This is a genomic window from Bradyrhizobium vignae (genome assembly GCF_004114425.1).
Taxonomy (GTDB): domain Bacteria; phylum Pseudomonadota; class Alphaproteobacteria; order Rhizobiales; family Xanthobacteraceae; genus Bradyrhizobium; species Bradyrhizobium vignae.
Genome location: NZ_RDQF01000023.1, coordinates 33,187 through 47,771, shown reverse-complemented (window position 1 = coordinate 47,771; position 14,585 = coordinate 33,187). Strand labels below are relative to the sequence as shown.

Below are 14,585 nucleotides of genomic sequence, written 5' to 3'. Positions count from 1 at the left end.
CTTGGTGTGATGGCTTTCGAGCTAGTACACGACGACTGAACGAATGGATTTGCCCTCATGCATGAGGTCAAAACCCTTGTTGATCCCTTCGAGCTTGAGCACGTGGGTGATCATCGGATCGATCTGGATCTTTCCGTTCATGTACCAGTCGACGATCTTCGGCACGTCGGTGCGCCCGCGCGCGCCGCCGAAGGCCGTGCCGCGCCAGTTGCGCCCGGTGACGAGCTGGAACGGGCGGGTGGCGATCTCCTTGCCGGCTTCGGCGACGCCGATGATGATCGAAGTGCCCCAGCCGCGATGGCAGGCTTCCAGCGCCTGGCGCATCACGGTGGTGTTGCCGGTGCAGTCGAAGGTGTAGTCGGCACCGCCATCGGTTAGGCCGACGAGGTGCTGAACGATGTCGCCGGTGATCTTCTTCGGGTTGACGAAGTCGGTCATGCCGAACCTGCGGCCCCATTCCTCCTTGGAGTCGTTGATGTCGACACCGATGATCTTGTCGGCGCCGGCCATCTTCGCGCCCTGGATGACGTTAAGGCCGATGCCACCGAGGCCGAACACGACCACGTTGGAGCCCGGCGTGACCTTGGCAGTGTTGACCACGGCACCGACCCCGGTGGTGACACCACAGCCGATGTAGCAGCTCTTGTCGAACGGTGCGTCCTCGCGGATCTTGGCAACCGCGATCTCGGGCAGCACGGTGAAGTTCGAGAAGGTCGAGCAGCCCATGTAGTGGTAGATCGGCTTGCCCTTGTAGGAGAAGCGGCTGGTGCCGTCAGGCATCACGCCCTTGCCCTGCGTCGCGCGGATCGCGGTGCAGAGATTGGTCTTCTGGCTGAGGCAGCTTTTGCACTGCCGGCATTCGGGCGTGTAAAGCGGGATGACGTGATCGCCCGGCTTAACCGAGGTCACGCCCGGGCCGATCTCGCGGATGATGCCCGCTCCCTCATGTCCCAGGATCGACGGAAAGATTCCCTCGCTGTCGAAGCCGTCGAGCGTGTAGGCGTCGGTATGGCAGATGCCCGTCGCCTTGATCTCGACCAGGACTTCGCCGGCCTTCGGGCCTTCCAGATCGACCTCGACGATCTCGAGCGGCTTCTTGGCTTCGAAAGCAACGGCGGCACGTGTCTTCATCTTAGAACTCCTCAGATTCTCGCAGGACGCCAAGAGGTAGTCTCGGCAGTCCTCGTAGCGTTCATTTCTTGCCCATGCAGGCGTCTTCCGCCTTGGTGTAGGCCTCCGTTTTCTCCTCCTTCTTGGAGGGACGCTGCCGGCCCCATGCTTCGGTGGAGCGGGCGCGCAGATAGACGTAGAGATCGTCCATGTAGCATGCGACGTTCGGATTATCGCCGAAGGCCGGCATCACGTTCTCGGAGGCCGTCGAGATGTTCTTGCGGCCGGAGGCAACGACGCCGAGGAAGTCGCCATAGCTCATCGTCTTCAGCGAATCCTTCAGCGCCGGGGCATAGGTCGAGCCCATGCCGTCGGGGCCATGACAGACATGGCAGTCCGAGTGATAGCGGCGGTATCCGGAATAGGTGAACCAGTCCACGGTGCCGTCGGCCGAAATCTTGTAGGTGGGATTTCCCTCCTTATCGAGCCACTTCCCGTCATCTTCCTTCTTCACCGCGGTCGGGTCGCCCGGACCCTCCGCGACCGCTACGCCTCCGGACGCAACGAAGATCATCATCACAGCAACGACAGAGCAGATTTTACGCAAGAGAGTTTTCCTCGAAGGCGTTCGGTGGAGACGACCCGGCGCGTGGAGGTGATTCCACGCGCCGGAGCGATGCTGAGCGAGGCCTAGTTCGGCAACGAGAACACGGTCAGCGTGCCGCCGAGCGCCGTGTAGTTGCTGAGGGCCGCGTAGCCGCCGACGGCGCCGAGACCTGCGGTCGGATCGGTCAGACCTGCCGCCAGACCGATGCCGGCCCAGCCGCCCACGCCGGAGAGCACGGCAACGTACTGCTTGCCATTGTTCTCATAGGTGGTGACGTTGCCGATGATGCCGGAGGGAGTCTTGAACTTGTAGAGCTCCTTGCCGGACTTGGCATCGACCGCCTTCAGATAGCCTTCGAGCGTGCCGTAGAACACCACGCCGCCGGCCGTTGCGAGCGCACCCGACCAGACCGAGAACTGCTCCTTGTTCGACCAGACGATCTTGCCGGTCTTGCCGTCCCAGGCGATGAAGTTGCCCATGTGGCTTTCACCCTGCGGCGGATACATCGAGAGCGTCGCGCCCACATAGGGCTGGCCCGCGGTGTAGCTCACCTTGAACGGTTCGTAGTCCATGCAGACGTGGTTGGTCGGAACGTAGAACAGCTGCGTTTCCGGCGAGTAGGCTGCCGGCTGCTCGTCCTTGGTGCCGAGCGCGGCCGGGCAGATGCCCTTCACGTTGACGTCCTCGCCCGCCTTGTCCGTCGAAGCTGCGTCGAGCACCTTCGGGCGGCCATAGGTCGGAGAGCTCTTGTTCATGTCGACGCCGGAGGTCCAATTCACCTTCGGATCGTATTTCTCGGCGACCAGCAGTTCACCGTTCTCGCGGTCCATGGTGTAGGCGAGGCCGTTGCGGTCGAAATGAGTCAGCAGCTTGCGCGGCTGGCCGTTGATCTGCTGATCCGTGAGGATCATCTCGTTGACGCCGTCATAGTCCCACTCGTCGTGCGGCGTCATCTGGTAGACCCACTTGGCCGTGCCGGTGTCCGCGTCGCGCGCGAAGATGGTCATCGACCATTTGTTGTCACCCGGACGCTGCTTCGGATTCCAGGTCGAGGGGTTGCCCGATCCGTAGTACACCGTGTTCAGAGCGGGATCGAAGGACATCCAGCCCCAGGTGCAGCCGCCGCCGATCTTCCACTGATCGCCCTGCCAGGTCTTCAAGCTGGAGTCGGCTCCGACCGGCTTGCCGAGCGACATCGTCTTGGCCGGATCGAACTTGATCTGGTCATCCGGACCTTCGGAATAGGCGCGCCAGACCTGCTTGCCGCTCTTGAGGTCGTATGCGGTGACGTGGCACTGCACGCCGAACTCACCGCCGGAGATGCCGACCAGGACCTTGTCCTTCACGACCAGCGGAGCCGATGTGCCGGTCTCGCCCTTCGCCGGATTGCCGTTGGTCACCGACCAGGCCACCTGGCCGGTCTTGGCGTCGAGCGCGACGAGGTTGGTGTCGGCCTGATGCAGGATGATCTTGCCGTCGCCGTAGGAGAGGCCGCGGTTGACCGTGTCGCAGCACATCACCGGAATGACGTTCGGATCCTGCTTCGGTTCGTACTTCCAGATGATCTTGTTCTCGTTGGAAAGGTCAATAGCGTAGACCTTGTTCGGGAACGGCGTGTGGACGTACATGACGTTGCCGATGATCAGCGGGCCGCCTTCATGGCCGCGCAGCACGCCGGTCGAGAACGTCCACGCGACCTGGAGCTTGCCGACGTTCTGAGCGTTGATCTGGTTCAGCTTGGAATAGCGGGTGTTGGCATAGTCACCTGCCGGCATCACCCAGTCCTTCGGGTTCTGCTGCATCTTTATCAGCTCGTCATTGGCTGAGGCGCTGCCGACGGCGAGAGCCGCCGCAGAGCCGAGATAGGTCGCCAGTAGCACCTTGCGCATAGTCATTCCTCCGTTGGTCTCGTTTATTGTTTCCGAAGCATTGCTGAATCGCCGGGCTTCTCGTCCGGCGTCTGCTCGTGCAGGGCGGTCACGATTGGGACCAGAAACGATGCTGTGCTGTTTCCTCCTCCTGATGAGAGCCACGGGTCCACGTGCGGGAGCGGCCCGTTCTTGTTGTTCCTGCCGCAATCACTAACGGCTTCGTCATCGGGAAACTTGCCCAAGAGGGAAGCCGTTTTGCTCGACAGCGCACGGAGGCGAAGATTTTGATTTTGCAGTAGCGAATTCAGCGGCTTCGGTGCGCCTTTGAGACCCCGTCTGCGCGCAGGTTCCCCTTGACGGCGCTGCAACTAAGGCGGAGGATTAAGTTTCAGGAGTGGCAATGGAACGATGATGCTCGTTGCAAGAGACCGCTCAAATTCGAGGTAAACGTCACGCAATCATGGCTGAGGGCTCCGGCAGCGCTGGTTGCGATTCGCGCCGAATCTCCGGATCAAATCAGTGGCTGGATTAATGTCCGACACCATTCACACGCTCTCGACGATGGGAATGACGCCGAAGCGGCAGATCCAGAGCTGGATCGACGGGCTGACGAGCCTGTGCGGTTATTTCGACGTCGATCCACTGGAGGCGTCCTCGCTCGAAGGTCGCATCGATTACACCACGGTCTCGCGTCTGAAGCTCTGCCAGATCGAGGTCAGCCAGCATCGCATCGCGCACACGCTTGCGCGCGCCAAGGGCAACGAGCACCCGTACATAAAAATCCACTTCCAGACCTACGGCGTGTCCTATTTCGAGCAGGAAGGCCGCCACATCGAAATCAATCCCGGCGACATCATCGCCTACGACGTCTCCTGCCCGCATTCGATCATCAGCCCCGCCTTTACCCGTCACGACGTGGTGATCGTGCCGAAAGCGCTGCTGCGCGACCGCGGATTCCCGTCGCAGCGGATGCCTGCCTATAAGCTGACGGCGAAGACGGGCACTGGACGGATCGCCCACGATTTCGTCCATGCCACCTTTGACGAGGCCGCGAAGCTCTCGGCGAACAGCGCTGTCGGCGTCGCCGATTCGCTGATCGATCTGTTACTGCTGCCGCTGCGCGAAGCCGACACGATGTTCGATCGTGTCGGACCCGAAGCGACGTATGTGCGCGCGCAGTTCTTCATCCGCGAGCACTTGCGCGATCCTGACCTGTGCATCGACCAGATCTCGGCCGAGCTCGGCTGCTCCAAGCGCTATCTGCACATGCTGTTCTCGGAGCGCGGCACCACGGTGAGCGACTACATCTGGCAGGCGCGGTTGCAGAACTGCCGCCAGGAGCTCGAGGCCCATGCCGGCAAGACCATCACCGACGTCGCCTTCTCCTGGGGCTTCTCCAGCTCATCGCATTTCAGCCGGGTGTTTCGAAAATATTTCGGCGTGGTGCCGTCCTCGATCCACAAGGCGCAGCAGGGCGCGGCCAGCTCGGGCGAGCATTAGGCGCACGCCTGAGAATTTCCGGCGCGCTTACGTCGTCGCAACATAGGGAATGCCGGCCAGGAGAGCGACGAGCAGCATCGCGTTCACCAGCATTCCGCTCCAATGCAGCCGGCGCAACCGACGTGGGGCGTCGGCATCGCCGGCCTCCGTCGCGCTGAGCTGGTCATCGACCCTTTGCATGAACCAGCGACGTCCCCAGATCGCCAGGGCTGCGATTGTCCCGACGCCGAGCCCGGCAAGCGGGCGACCGTTGAGGAGGAGAGCCATCGTTCCGATGGCAGCGGCGACGCGCATCACCAGGAAATGAGCGTTGAACATTCCGCGCAGCAGCTGGGCGACGGGCTGGATGTCGAGCCTCACCAGCAGGAAGGCGGGCGATGCCAGCGTGAAATAGCCCATCGGAAAAAGCAGGATGATCAGAACGGCGACGGCGACTGCATCCGGTGTCATGCGATCGGCCCTTCTTGTCCGCAGAGGCGCGCAATCATAGGGGAAAATCCGCGACCGGCGCTAGGCTTTGGTTGGACTGCAGGCCGGTGCGCGTCATTGGCTACATGCGCTGCGGCGAATGATTTCCGGGGTCGCCCTGCGGGCGCCCCGGAATGACAGGCAATCACCGCTGAATGATCCTGGTCCAGACATCGCCGAGGATCGCGGGCTCGCGCGGTGGCAGATAGGTGAGGCCGGCCTGCTTGCCGAATTCGGCGATCTTGCCCTCGGCTGCAAGCTCCGTCAGCGCCTTGTTGACGGCCTCGATCAGTGCGCCTTCGCTGGCGAGTCCGACATAGCCGCGATTGGCTCCGATCGGGTAGTAGTACCCGGACGCCGTGACCGCCGTGTCGGGGTGCGCGGCGCGATGGGCATCGAAGCGGGCAAGATCGATCAGCGTCGCATCATGGTCGCCGCGCTGGAGCGCGCCGAGGAGATCGTCGCGACCGGGGACGAGATGGGTGATGTTGTCGATCAGGCGTCCCTTGTCGAAGGTCATCAGGATGGCGTCGCCAAGCGATCCGCTTTCGATGACGAGACGAAGGCCGGCGAGATCGCCGATGTCGCCGATCTTGCGGCCGCGGGCCTTCGGTCCGAGCACCACCGTCATCGGCGAATAGATGTAAGGCTGGCTCGGCGCGAGCACGCCCAGCGGGACGCGGCGGCGCCGATCGTCGCGTGTGGCGCCGGCGAAATCCGGCAAGCGCGCTGTCTTCATCCCGGGCACGACGAGCGAATCCTGCGTCAGCGCGTAGCCGCCGACGAGCGAGCAGCGCCCATCCGAGAGCAGCGCGTTGGCTTCGAGCTGCGGGCTCGAATCCTCGTCCAGTTTGCTCTCGAACCACTGGATCGCCAGCGGTCGTCCGAGCCGCTCCGCAACCGCCTTGCCCAGCAGCAGGTCGAAGCCGGCATCCGGCTTGCCGCGGTGATGCACCGAGAGCGGCGGCCGGTCCTCGTCGAGACAGATCTTCAGAGCATCGTCGGCCGCAGGCGCGACCGACGCCATCATGGAAAGAACGGCCGCAACGCTCCAGGCAAGGCGCCGGCCCGTCATGGCTTTCTCCGGCTGGAGATGAAGGCCCAGAGATCCCCGATCTGGTCGTCGCTGAGGATGTCGCCCCAGGGCGGCATCTTGTTGTTCTTGCCGTTCTTGACCGTGGTGACGAAGCGCGTCTTGTCGTCCGGGAAGACGCGCAGGTCCGGCGTGATGGTGCCGGAGTTCATCAGGTTGGGACCGTGGCAGTGTGAGCATTTCTCGGCATAGGTCGACTTGCCGTGGTCGATCTGCGCCTGCAGTGGATTGCCGGTTGAGTCATCCGCGGCGCGAACGGTCGCCGCAAGCGCGACCGTCAGCATCGCGGCGGTGGCGAGGCTCGCCACCGTCCTGTGTGATACTTCTCTCAGCATCGTGCCGTGGTTACTGCTTGACCGCAAAGACCCACAGCGAGCCGCCGGGCGGCACTTTGGCAAGCCGCTCGTCGCCGGAGAACAACGAGTAGACGCCGCCATAGCCGCTCGTCACCGCAACATATTGCACGCCGTCCTGCTGCCAGGTCACCGGCTGTCCCTCGATGCCGGACCCGGTCTGGAACTGCCAGAGCTTCCTGCCGGTGTCGGCATCGAAGGCCTCGAACTCGCCGGTCAGCTGACCTGAGAACACCACGCCTCCGGCCGTCGACAGCACGCCCGAGAAGCGCGGAATATCGCTCGGCGCTTCCCACTTCGACTTGCCGGTCAGGGGGTCGATGGCCTTGAGGTGACCGCGCGGTCCGTCTCCGAACTCCCAGGGATCGGTCAGATCCATGCCGAGATACCATTCACCCTGCTTGAAGGTGACGGGCTCCGCCTTGTATTTGCCGCCGAAGTTGAGCGTGTTGGCATAGGCGAGGCCGGTCTGCGGGTTGAACGACATCGGCTCCCAGTTCTTGCCCCCGAGGATGGACGGATAGACCGTGACCTTCTTGCCCTCGCGCGCGTCCTTGGAAACGTCGGTCTCGATCGGACGTCCGGTCTTCATGTCGATCCCGGTCGCCCAATTGATCTTCACGTAAGGATTGGCCGCGAGCAGCTTGCCGTTGGTGCGATCGAGCACGTAGAAGAAGCCGTTGCGGTTGGCGTCCATCAGCACCTTGGTCGGCTTGCCCTCGACGTTCATGTCGGCGAGCACCATCTCGGCCACCGAGTCATAGTCGAACGGATTGTTCGGCGAGAACTGATAGTGCCACTTGATCTTGCCGGTCTTGGGATCCATCGCCAGCACGGAGCAGGTGTAGAGATTGTCACCGGGGCGCACCGACGAATTGAACGGGCCGGGATTGCCGATGCCCCAATACACCGTGTTCAGCTCCGGGTCATAAGAACCCGTGATCCAGGTCGAGCCGCCGCCGAGCTTCCAGGTATCGCCCTTCCAGGTGTCGCCGCCGGGTTCGTCCGGCGAGGGGATCGAGTAGGTGCGCCAGAGGTGCTTGCCCGTCGCCGGATCCCAGCCGTCGATGAAGCCCCTTGTGCCGAATTCGGCGCCGGAGATTCCGGTGATGACGACGCCGTCGGCAACCAGCGGGGCGACCGTCATCGAATAGCCTTCCTTGATGTCGGCCGCCTTCTGCCGCCACAGCTCCTTGCCATTCTTGGCGTCGAGCGCGATCACGTGGGCGTCGAGCGTGGTGCGGAACACCTTGCCGTCGTAGAGCGCCGCGCCGCGATTGATGATGCCGCAGCAGACGATGCGCGGGGTCTCGGCGGGATACTCGACCTTGGTCTTCCAGATCTGCTTGCCGGTCTTGGCGTCGACCGCCATGGTCGCGTTGTGCGAGGTCACGTAGATCACGCCCTGGTACACCAGCGGCTGCGATTCCTCGCTGCGATCGTCGTTAAAGGAGTAGTTCCAGACCGGGACGAGGTTCTTGACGGTGTCCTTGTTGATCTGGTTCAGCGTCGAGAAGCGCTGGAGATTGTAGCCCATTCCGTAATTGAGAACGTTCGACGTGTCGGTCGCCCCCTTGACCAGCTGCTCGCTGGTTTGTGCATTTGCACAGGTTGACGCAAGCATGACGAGGCCTGCGGCCATCGCAAAGCGTTTCATCCGTTCCTCCCAATTTGCGCGCCTTTTGACGCTGCGGCAGCAACACTCCGTCGGAAAGCAAAACGCGTCAATACGAAAGTCGCAAGTGTCGTGCCGATATCGCTGGAGGCTGGTCCGGTCACCTCAGGGAAACCTTACGCGAGCAACTCCCACTTGTGCGGACACGCTGAGATAATTCCGCGGTACGAAGCAGTCTCGGGTGCCCGATCGCCGGACGCTCGGCCGGGCTCCCGGGCGGTGACGCGCGCAAGTTGCGTTTCGGGACTTGAACCGGGGTCCGCTTGTGGATTTATGTCGCTTCTGTCCCCATCGATCCGGGACTCTTCGTCAGGGAGGTTTTGATGATTTCGCGTCGTTCAATTGCCCTTGCGCTTACGATTGCATTGTCAGCCGGTCCGGCGTGGTCGGCCTCGGGCAATGCGGTCAAGTTGCTCGACACCGACAATGACGGCACGCTCGATCTTGCCGAGGTGAAGAAGGCGGCCGCCGCATTGTTCGCAAAGCTCGATCGCGATCATGACGGCACGCTCGATGCGCGCGAATTGCGTGGACGGTTGACGGCGAAAGAACTCGCTGCCGCCGATCCCGACCGGGACGGGACCCTTACGCTCGACGAATATCTGTCCGTGGTCGAGCAGCGCTTCAACGCAGCGAATCCCGACAAGGACGGAACGCTGGATGCGAAGGAGCTGAACTCGCGCGCCGGCCGCGCGCTGTTGCGATTGCTGCGGTGAGCGCTGCAATCGGAACGGACATGACGAGCGCAACATTCGCGATCGTTCCGGTCTGACGCTCGGGAACATCGGGCTTCTCTGTAACACCGGCAGCGCCAGCACCGACAAGGATGCTGGTTCTGGTCCGGTCACCGTGGGCTCCGCGCAGTCGCACTCGCCCAGTTCAGCGACTGATACCAATCAGCACCCGCTGACCAGCACGATGAATCGTGCAAGCGGTGAAACGGCGACTTCGTCCGAGGATGCGCAGCGGCAAATGCAGAGTGAGCCGACGGCGGCTCAGCGTGCCGAAGGCGCCAAGCCGAACGCGGAAATGGCCGACAAGGGCTGCTGACCGCGCCATTGTCGATTCGGCGTGCGGTGCGTTGCACAAGGTGATGTCTCGCGGGTCGCTTTTGACCAAGAGGGAACTGGCTTTGTCCGAGAGAGAAATGCAGCCACGAAGAATCGACACAGACGCGCTCGACAGTCGAATCGAGGCTTGAACTGCACCTGACGCAGCCCTAGGTTTTGCGCCGCGCGATGTCGCGCTCAATACCTCGGGAGACCCGAATGGCTTGGAAAGCTCCGAAGATCGTGGAAGTGCCGGTCGGCATGGAAATCAACATGTACGCCTGCGCTTCGCGCAAATAAGACCGACGATCTGCCGCGGCTTCGATGGCGAACGCCGTCGCAGCCGTGGCAGTGTCTTGGCGTCAAAACAGTTCATCTGGCTTCGTAACGTCGTGCCGCGATGGCGGTCGACGAGCGCGCTCGAAAGCCTCAACCGCCAGTGCGTCATCCTACCCAGCGCTGCTGCCGCTTTCCTGACGATGTGGTCGAGGCCGTAACGCGGATCGGCGTTCATCCAGCACGAACCTTGAAACGTGCGTAGCGAAGCGCAAGGGTAGGCAGGACCAGCAGACTAAGTGCCATCGAGGTCATGAGGCCGCCAAGGATGACGATCGCCATCGGGCCTTCGATTTCACGACCTGGTTCCCCTGCGCCAATGGCGAGCGGCAGCAATCCCAAGCCGGTGACGAGAGACGTCATCAGGATCGGGACAAGACGATCCGCCGCCCCCTCGATCGCGGTTTCAGGTCCCCATACACGACCATCGATCAGGACGAGATGTTCGTAGTGGGAAATCATGAGGATCGAGTTCCGCAAGGTGATTCCGAACAGCGTGACGAAGCCGACCATCGACCCGAGCGAAAGCAGGCCGCCCGTCAACGCGAGCGCGAGCACGCCACCGACCAATGCAAACGGTAGATTGATCATCACCAGCAACAGATTTCGCCAATGGCCGGTGACCATCGAGAGCAGAACGACGATGCCCGTCCCTGCCAGTAAAGAATTGACGATGAGATCGCGCCGCGACCGGGCTTGAGCCTCGGCCGCTCCGGCAAATTCAATGCGGGCGCCGGGCGGGAGTTTGACTTCGCGGGCAAGCTTGCGTTTGGCGGCGGCCACGAAGGATTCGAGATCGCGTCCACTGACGTTCGCCGTTACTGTCTGTACGCGCTGCGCATTCTGGTGCTGGATCTGATAGCGGCCCGACGTTTCATAGACGTCTGCGATCTGCTTGAGCAGAATGTAGGCGCCGCTCGGTGTGCGCACCGGCAGGTCGCCGATCTGGGTGAGCCGCGCCCGGGCGGGTGCATCGAGGATGACGATGATATTGAAGACGGCATTGCCTTCATATCCCTGGCCGACGATGTCGCCCTGATAGGCGGTACGCACCAGCTCGAGCACTTCGACCGCATCGAGTCCCCAGCGTTGCAGATCGGTCGGCCGAAGCGTCACATTGACCTGCGGCATGCCCGGAGGCGTGCGTCGCTGCACGTCGGCGGCACCCCCGACTTCGTCGAGTTCTCGTGCGACGTCGCGTGCAGCGCGATCAAGTGAGTCGAGATCAGGCCCGTAGATGTTGATGACCACCGCTGCCGAGAATCCGGAGACGGTTTCCTCGACGCGCTCGGTCAGGTAGGTCTTGCTCGAGAAGGAAACCCCGGGAAAGTCGGCGAAGGCCGCCCTGATGCGCGCTTCTGCTTCGGATTGTGCCCGACCGGAGAGCCCGGGCTCCAGATCGACCTCGAACTCGCTGGAATGCGGACCAACCGTGTCGATGCCGGCCTCGGCCCGGCCTACGTGCTGCGCCACCCTGCGAATGCCCTGGATGTGCCGGAGCGTATCGGCCATCAATTTGCCGATGCGAAGAGATTCGTCGAGCGAGGTGCCTGGGATCGCGGAGACGTGCAGGATCAGATGACCTTCCCGCAGATCCGGCAGGAAGGTTCCGCCGAAGAAAGGCAGCATCGCCGCTCCCGCGATCGTGACGGCCGCGGTTGCCGTCATCACCAGCTTCGGGAAGCGGCCGATACGGCGCAGCAAGGCCTGGTAATAGCGGCGGGACCAGCGCACTGCCGGGGGTTCATGCAGGCGCCGTTCGCCGCTTCTGCCGACGAGGAGCAGCATGGAGAGCGCCGGTGTCACCGTCAGAGCGACCGCGAGCGATGCGATCACCGCGAAGACGTAGGCGATGCCGAGGGGGCCGAACAGACGGCCGGCAATGCCGGAAAGCGCCAGGATCGGAAAGAACACCAGCAGGACCGCAAACGTCGCATAGGCAACTGCGGTGCGCACCTCGAGGAAAGCGTCCAGCACCACGCGGGCTTCGGCTTTCGGCGCCGTCGTTCGGCGATTTTCGCGTAACCGGCGTACGACGTTCTCGACGCCGATCACGGCGTCATCGACGACTTCGCCGATCGCGATTGCGAGGCCGCCCAGCGTCATCGTGTTGAGAGTTTCGCCCATCCATTGCAGTGCGAGCACTGCAGCTATCAACGACAGGGGGATTGCCGTGCAACTGATGATCGAGGTGCGCCAGTCGAACAGAAATAGAAAGAGAACGACGACCACGAGTGCTCCGCCGATCAACAGCGCGTTGAGGACGCTCTCGGTCGCCGCATCGATGAAATCGGCCGGACGAAATATGTCCGCATGGAGCCTGACGCCGTCGGCTTCGAGGCCAGGCCGCAGCTCCTGCAGTGCAGCTTCCGCGCGTGCGGTGACCTCTCGCGTATTCGCGCCATATTGCTGGCTGACCATGAGCATGATGCCAGGCACGCCGTCGATGAGAGCGGCGCCGATCGGCGGCTCGGGAGCGGTCACGACGGTGGCGACGTCGCCGAGAACCACGCTGGCGCCGCCTTCGTGCAGAAGCACGGTGCGGGCCAGCTGGTCGGGCGTCAACGACTGTCCCTGGGTTTGCAGCGTGATGCGCTGATTGGCGGTATCGATGAAGCCGGCGCCGCGAACGCCGGTGGCCTTGCGCGCGGCAGCCAGCACGTCATTCAGACCGACCCGGAAGCGGATCAGATCGTCCGGGCGGACCTGCACTTGGAGAGACCTGACGTCTTTGCCGTAAGTCGAGACTTGGGCCACGCCTTGCACCGCCAGAAGCCGTCTTGCCACGGTCCAGTCGGCAATGGTGCGCAAATCCATCAGCGAACGCTGGTCGGACGTGAGGCCAATCACCAGCACGGTGCCGGCCAGCGGGGTCAATGGTGTCATCGACGGCGGCTGAACGCCCTGCGGCAGCCGCGCGGCCGCGACGGTTAGACGTTCGGTCACCAATTGGCGCGCCCGATAGATATCGCTGCGCGGCTGAAAGACGACGGTCACGACCGAGAGGCCCTGGATCGATGACGAGCGCAGGCTCTCGACGCCGGCCAGGCCGTTGATCGACGTTTCGATCGGTTGCGTGACCAGGATCTCGACATGCTCCGGGCTGAGGCCGGGGGCTTCGGTCTGGATCGTCACCTGCGGCGGTGCGAATTCAGGGAAGACGCCGTATTTGGCTTCACCAAGGGCGAACAGGCCATAGCCCAGGAGGGCAAACGAAAGCGCGAGCACGATGCCGCGGAAGCGGATGGCGAATGCGACGACGGCGGCTTGCGGCCCTGACCTGCCGGAGCCGGTGTCATCAGTCGTCATCGCGACCCCGAAGCTCGCTCTTGGCCTCCTCGGACAACAGGACCTGCGCGCCCCGCATGACGATTTCGGACCCGGATGGGATGTCCCGGACGACGTAGTCGTCATCGGAGACCGGCTGATCCATGCTGATCGGATGCCGTCGGAAGCTGTCGGGACCTACACGCAGGTAGACCCATGATCGACCCTGCCACCGCACGATCGCGGTGTCCTCGATGAACACGCCCTCGTAGGTGTTGCCCGAAGGCACATAGACCGTGGTGTTCATGCCGGGCAGCAAGCCGCTATCGCCCGGCACGGAGAAGAAGAAGCTCAATCCCTGAATACGCGGGTCGGTGCGCGTTGCCGGAGAGATGTAGTGGAGATCGATATTTGCATTCCGCGTCGGCGCCTGCGCCAGTGCCGTGGCCGGAGTGCCGTCGACGGTCACGCCGGGCGGCAGCGTCACCTGAACCAGAAACTGGTCGCGTTCGATCAGCCTGACAACGGCAGGCGAGCGCTCGACGATTCCGCGGCCGATGACCGGGCCCCATTCCTGCCGGGCCGTTGCGACGAGAGTCCTGAGCTGCGATTCCGCCGCGGTCAGCGCCGCCTTGTCGATCCGCAACGTTCCCTCTGCGGTCTCGGCTTCCTTCTTCGGGAGGGCGGCGGAGTCGACGAGATTCTTGATCCGGTCGTATGCGCTCTTGGCGACTTCGAGCTTCGCCTGCGCCGTCTGGAGTTGGGCTTGCGCATTGGCGTAGCTGTTTGTGAGCTCCGTGATGCGGGAGATATCGAGCACGGCGCCATAGGCGCGGAATTTCTCGGGATGTGGAGCTGCCTCCAGCGCCGCGGTTTCGAGCCCGACCTGTGCCTGCTGGCTCGGCGTCAGCTTGACCACCGGCTGGTCGCTTTCTGCGGTGCGGGAAGGCTCAGTGCGGCCCGAATTCGATTTGTCCGGCTGCATCTCCGCCGCGGCAACTCGCCGGGCGTAACCCGTGACAGCCCAGGTGCTGGCGATGAGCATCAGCACGCAGACTGCGGGCGCGACGCCGCGCCGGGAGGTTTCCGTAAGAGCCATCAGCCTGTTAGCAGTTTCAGGAACGAGCTTATTGACGAAATTGGCGGGCGGCAAGGCGCCGGTTGCACGTCCGTCACTGCGGTGACGGTCGAAGCGTGTGGGCGCGAGTGACCATTCCCGCATGGCTCATGCCCGTTTGAAACTTCTGGCTGCCTCA

Annotated in this window: 13 protein-coding genes; 3 read left to right on the top strand and 10 right to left on the bottom strand. The window is 63.0% G+C overall.

The genetic code is table 11. The features are described 5' to 3' along the window. Positions 1–21: 21 nt before the first annotated feature. The 3 genes from EAV90_RS20640 to xoxF5 all read right to left on the bottom strand — a co-directional run bounded on the left by EAV90_RS20640 (position 22) and on the right by xoxF5 (position 3,606). Positions 22–1,131, bottom strand: coding sequence for an S-(hydroxymethyl)glutathione dehydrogenase/class III alcohol dehydrogenase (locus tag EAV90_RS20640; protein ID WP_129144512.1), 1,110 nt, complete (start codon positions 1,129–1,131; stop codon positions 22–24). 61 nt (positions 1,132–1,192) lie between these two features. Further along, on the bottom strand, positions 1,193–1,684 hold the full coding sequence (locus EAV90_RS20635; RefSeq protein WP_122406534.1) for a c-type cytochrome, methanol metabolism-related: 492 nt from the start codon (positions 1,682–1,684) through the stop codon (positions 1,193–1,195). A gap of 116 nt (positions 1,685–1,800) precedes the next feature. Next, a complete protein-coding gene (gene xoxF5 / locus EAV90_RS20630) occupies positions 1,801–3,606 on the bottom strand; it encodes a lanthanide-dependent methanol dehydrogenase XoxF5 (protein ID WP_129144511.1) in 1,806 nt (601 codons plus the stop codon). Positions 3,607–4,119: 513 nt separating this feature from the next. On the opposite strand from xoxF5, the gene EAV90_RS20625 reads away from it, so the two are divergent. Continuing rightward, on the top strand, positions 4,120–5,088 hold the full coding sequence (locus tag EAV90_RS20625; protein ID WP_122402177.1) for a helix-turn-helix domain-containing protein: 969 nt from the start codon (positions 4,120–4,122) through the stop codon (positions 5,086–5,088). Positions 5,089–5,115: 27 nt separating this feature from the next. On the opposite strand, the gene EAV90_RS20620 is transcribed toward EAV90_RS20625, so the two are convergent. The 4 genes from EAV90_RS20620 to EAV90_RS20605 all read right to left on the bottom strand — a co-directional run bounded on the left by EAV90_RS20620 (position 5,116) and on the right by EAV90_RS20605 (position 8,659). After that, positions 5,116–5,538 (bottom strand): hypothetical protein, encoded by a 423-nt coding sequence (locus EAV90_RS20620; protein ID WP_129144510.1) that lies wholly within the window; start codon positions 5,536–5,538, stop codon positions 5,116–5,118. A 163-nt stretch (positions 5,539–5,701) separates the two neighbouring features. Further along, a complete protein-coding gene (locus tag EAV90_RS20615) occupies positions 5,702–6,631 on the bottom strand; it encodes a substrate-binding periplasmic protein (RefSeq protein ID WP_129144509.1) in 930 nt (309 codons plus the stop codon). Further along, positions 6,628–6,984 (bottom strand): c-type cytochrome, encoded by a 357-nt coding sequence (locus EAV90_RS20610; RefSeq protein WP_122402180.1) that lies wholly within the window; start codon positions 6,982–6,984, stop codon positions 6,628–6,630. Before EAV90_RS20610 ends, EAV90_RS20615 begins: the two co-directional genes overlap by 4 nt. A 10-nt stretch (positions 6,985–6,994) precedes the next feature. Further along, positions 6,995–8,659 carry a methanol/ethanol family PQQ-dependent dehydrogenase gene (locus EAV90_RS20605; RefSeq protein WP_129144508.1) on the bottom strand — a complete coding sequence of 555 codons (1,665 nt, stop codon included), beginning with the start codon at positions 8,657–8,659 and terminating at the stop codon, positions 6,995–6,997. Between the two features lie 341 nt (positions 8,660–9,000). On the opposite strand from EAV90_RS20605, the gene lanM reads away from it, so the two are divergent. Then, entirely contained in the window at positions 9,001–9,393 is a 393-nt protein-coding gene (gene lanM, locus EAV90_RS20600; RefSeq protein ID WP_122402182.1) for a lanmodulin LanM, read from the top strand. A gap of 163 nt (positions 9,394–9,556) precedes the next feature. On the opposite strand, the gene EAV90_RS39580 is transcribed toward lanM, so the two are convergent. Beyond that, the gene (locus tag EAV90_RS39580) at positions 9,557–9,847 is read right to left on the bottom strand and encodes a hypothetical protein (RefSeq protein ID WP_164937032.1); all 291 of its coding nucleotides are present in this window, start codon (positions 9,845–9,847) and stop codon (positions 9,557–9,559) included. Between the two features lie 98 nt (positions 9,848–9,945). Between EAV90_RS39580 and pqqA the strand changes: the two genes are divergently transcribed. Next, complete coding sequence (gene pqqA, locus EAV90_RS20590; protein ID WP_008562446.1) at positions 9,946–10,026, top strand: pyrroloquinoline quinone precursor peptide PqqA; 81 nt, start codon at positions 9,946–9,948, stop codon at positions 10,024–10,026. Between the two features lie 210 nt (positions 10,027–10,236). On the opposite strand, the gene EAV90_RS20585 is transcribed toward pqqA, so the two are convergent. Both EAV90_RS20585 and EAV90_RS20580 read right to left on the bottom strand, forming a co-directional pair. Further along, positions 10,237–13,371 (bottom strand): efflux RND transporter permease subunit, encoded by a 3,135-nt coding sequence (locus EAV90_RS20585; RefSeq protein ID WP_129144507.1) that lies wholly within the window; start codon positions 13,369–13,371, stop codon positions 10,237–10,239. Continuing rightward, the gene (locus EAV90_RS20580) at positions 13,361–14,428 is read right to left on the bottom strand and encodes an efflux RND transporter periplasmic adaptor subunit (RefSeq protein WP_245509571.1); all 1,068 of its coding nucleotides are present in this window, start codon (positions 14,426–14,428) and stop codon (positions 13,361–13,363) included. Before EAV90_RS20580 ends, EAV90_RS20585 begins: the two co-directional genes overlap by 11 nt. Positions 14,429–14,585 lie beyond the last annotated feature (157 nt).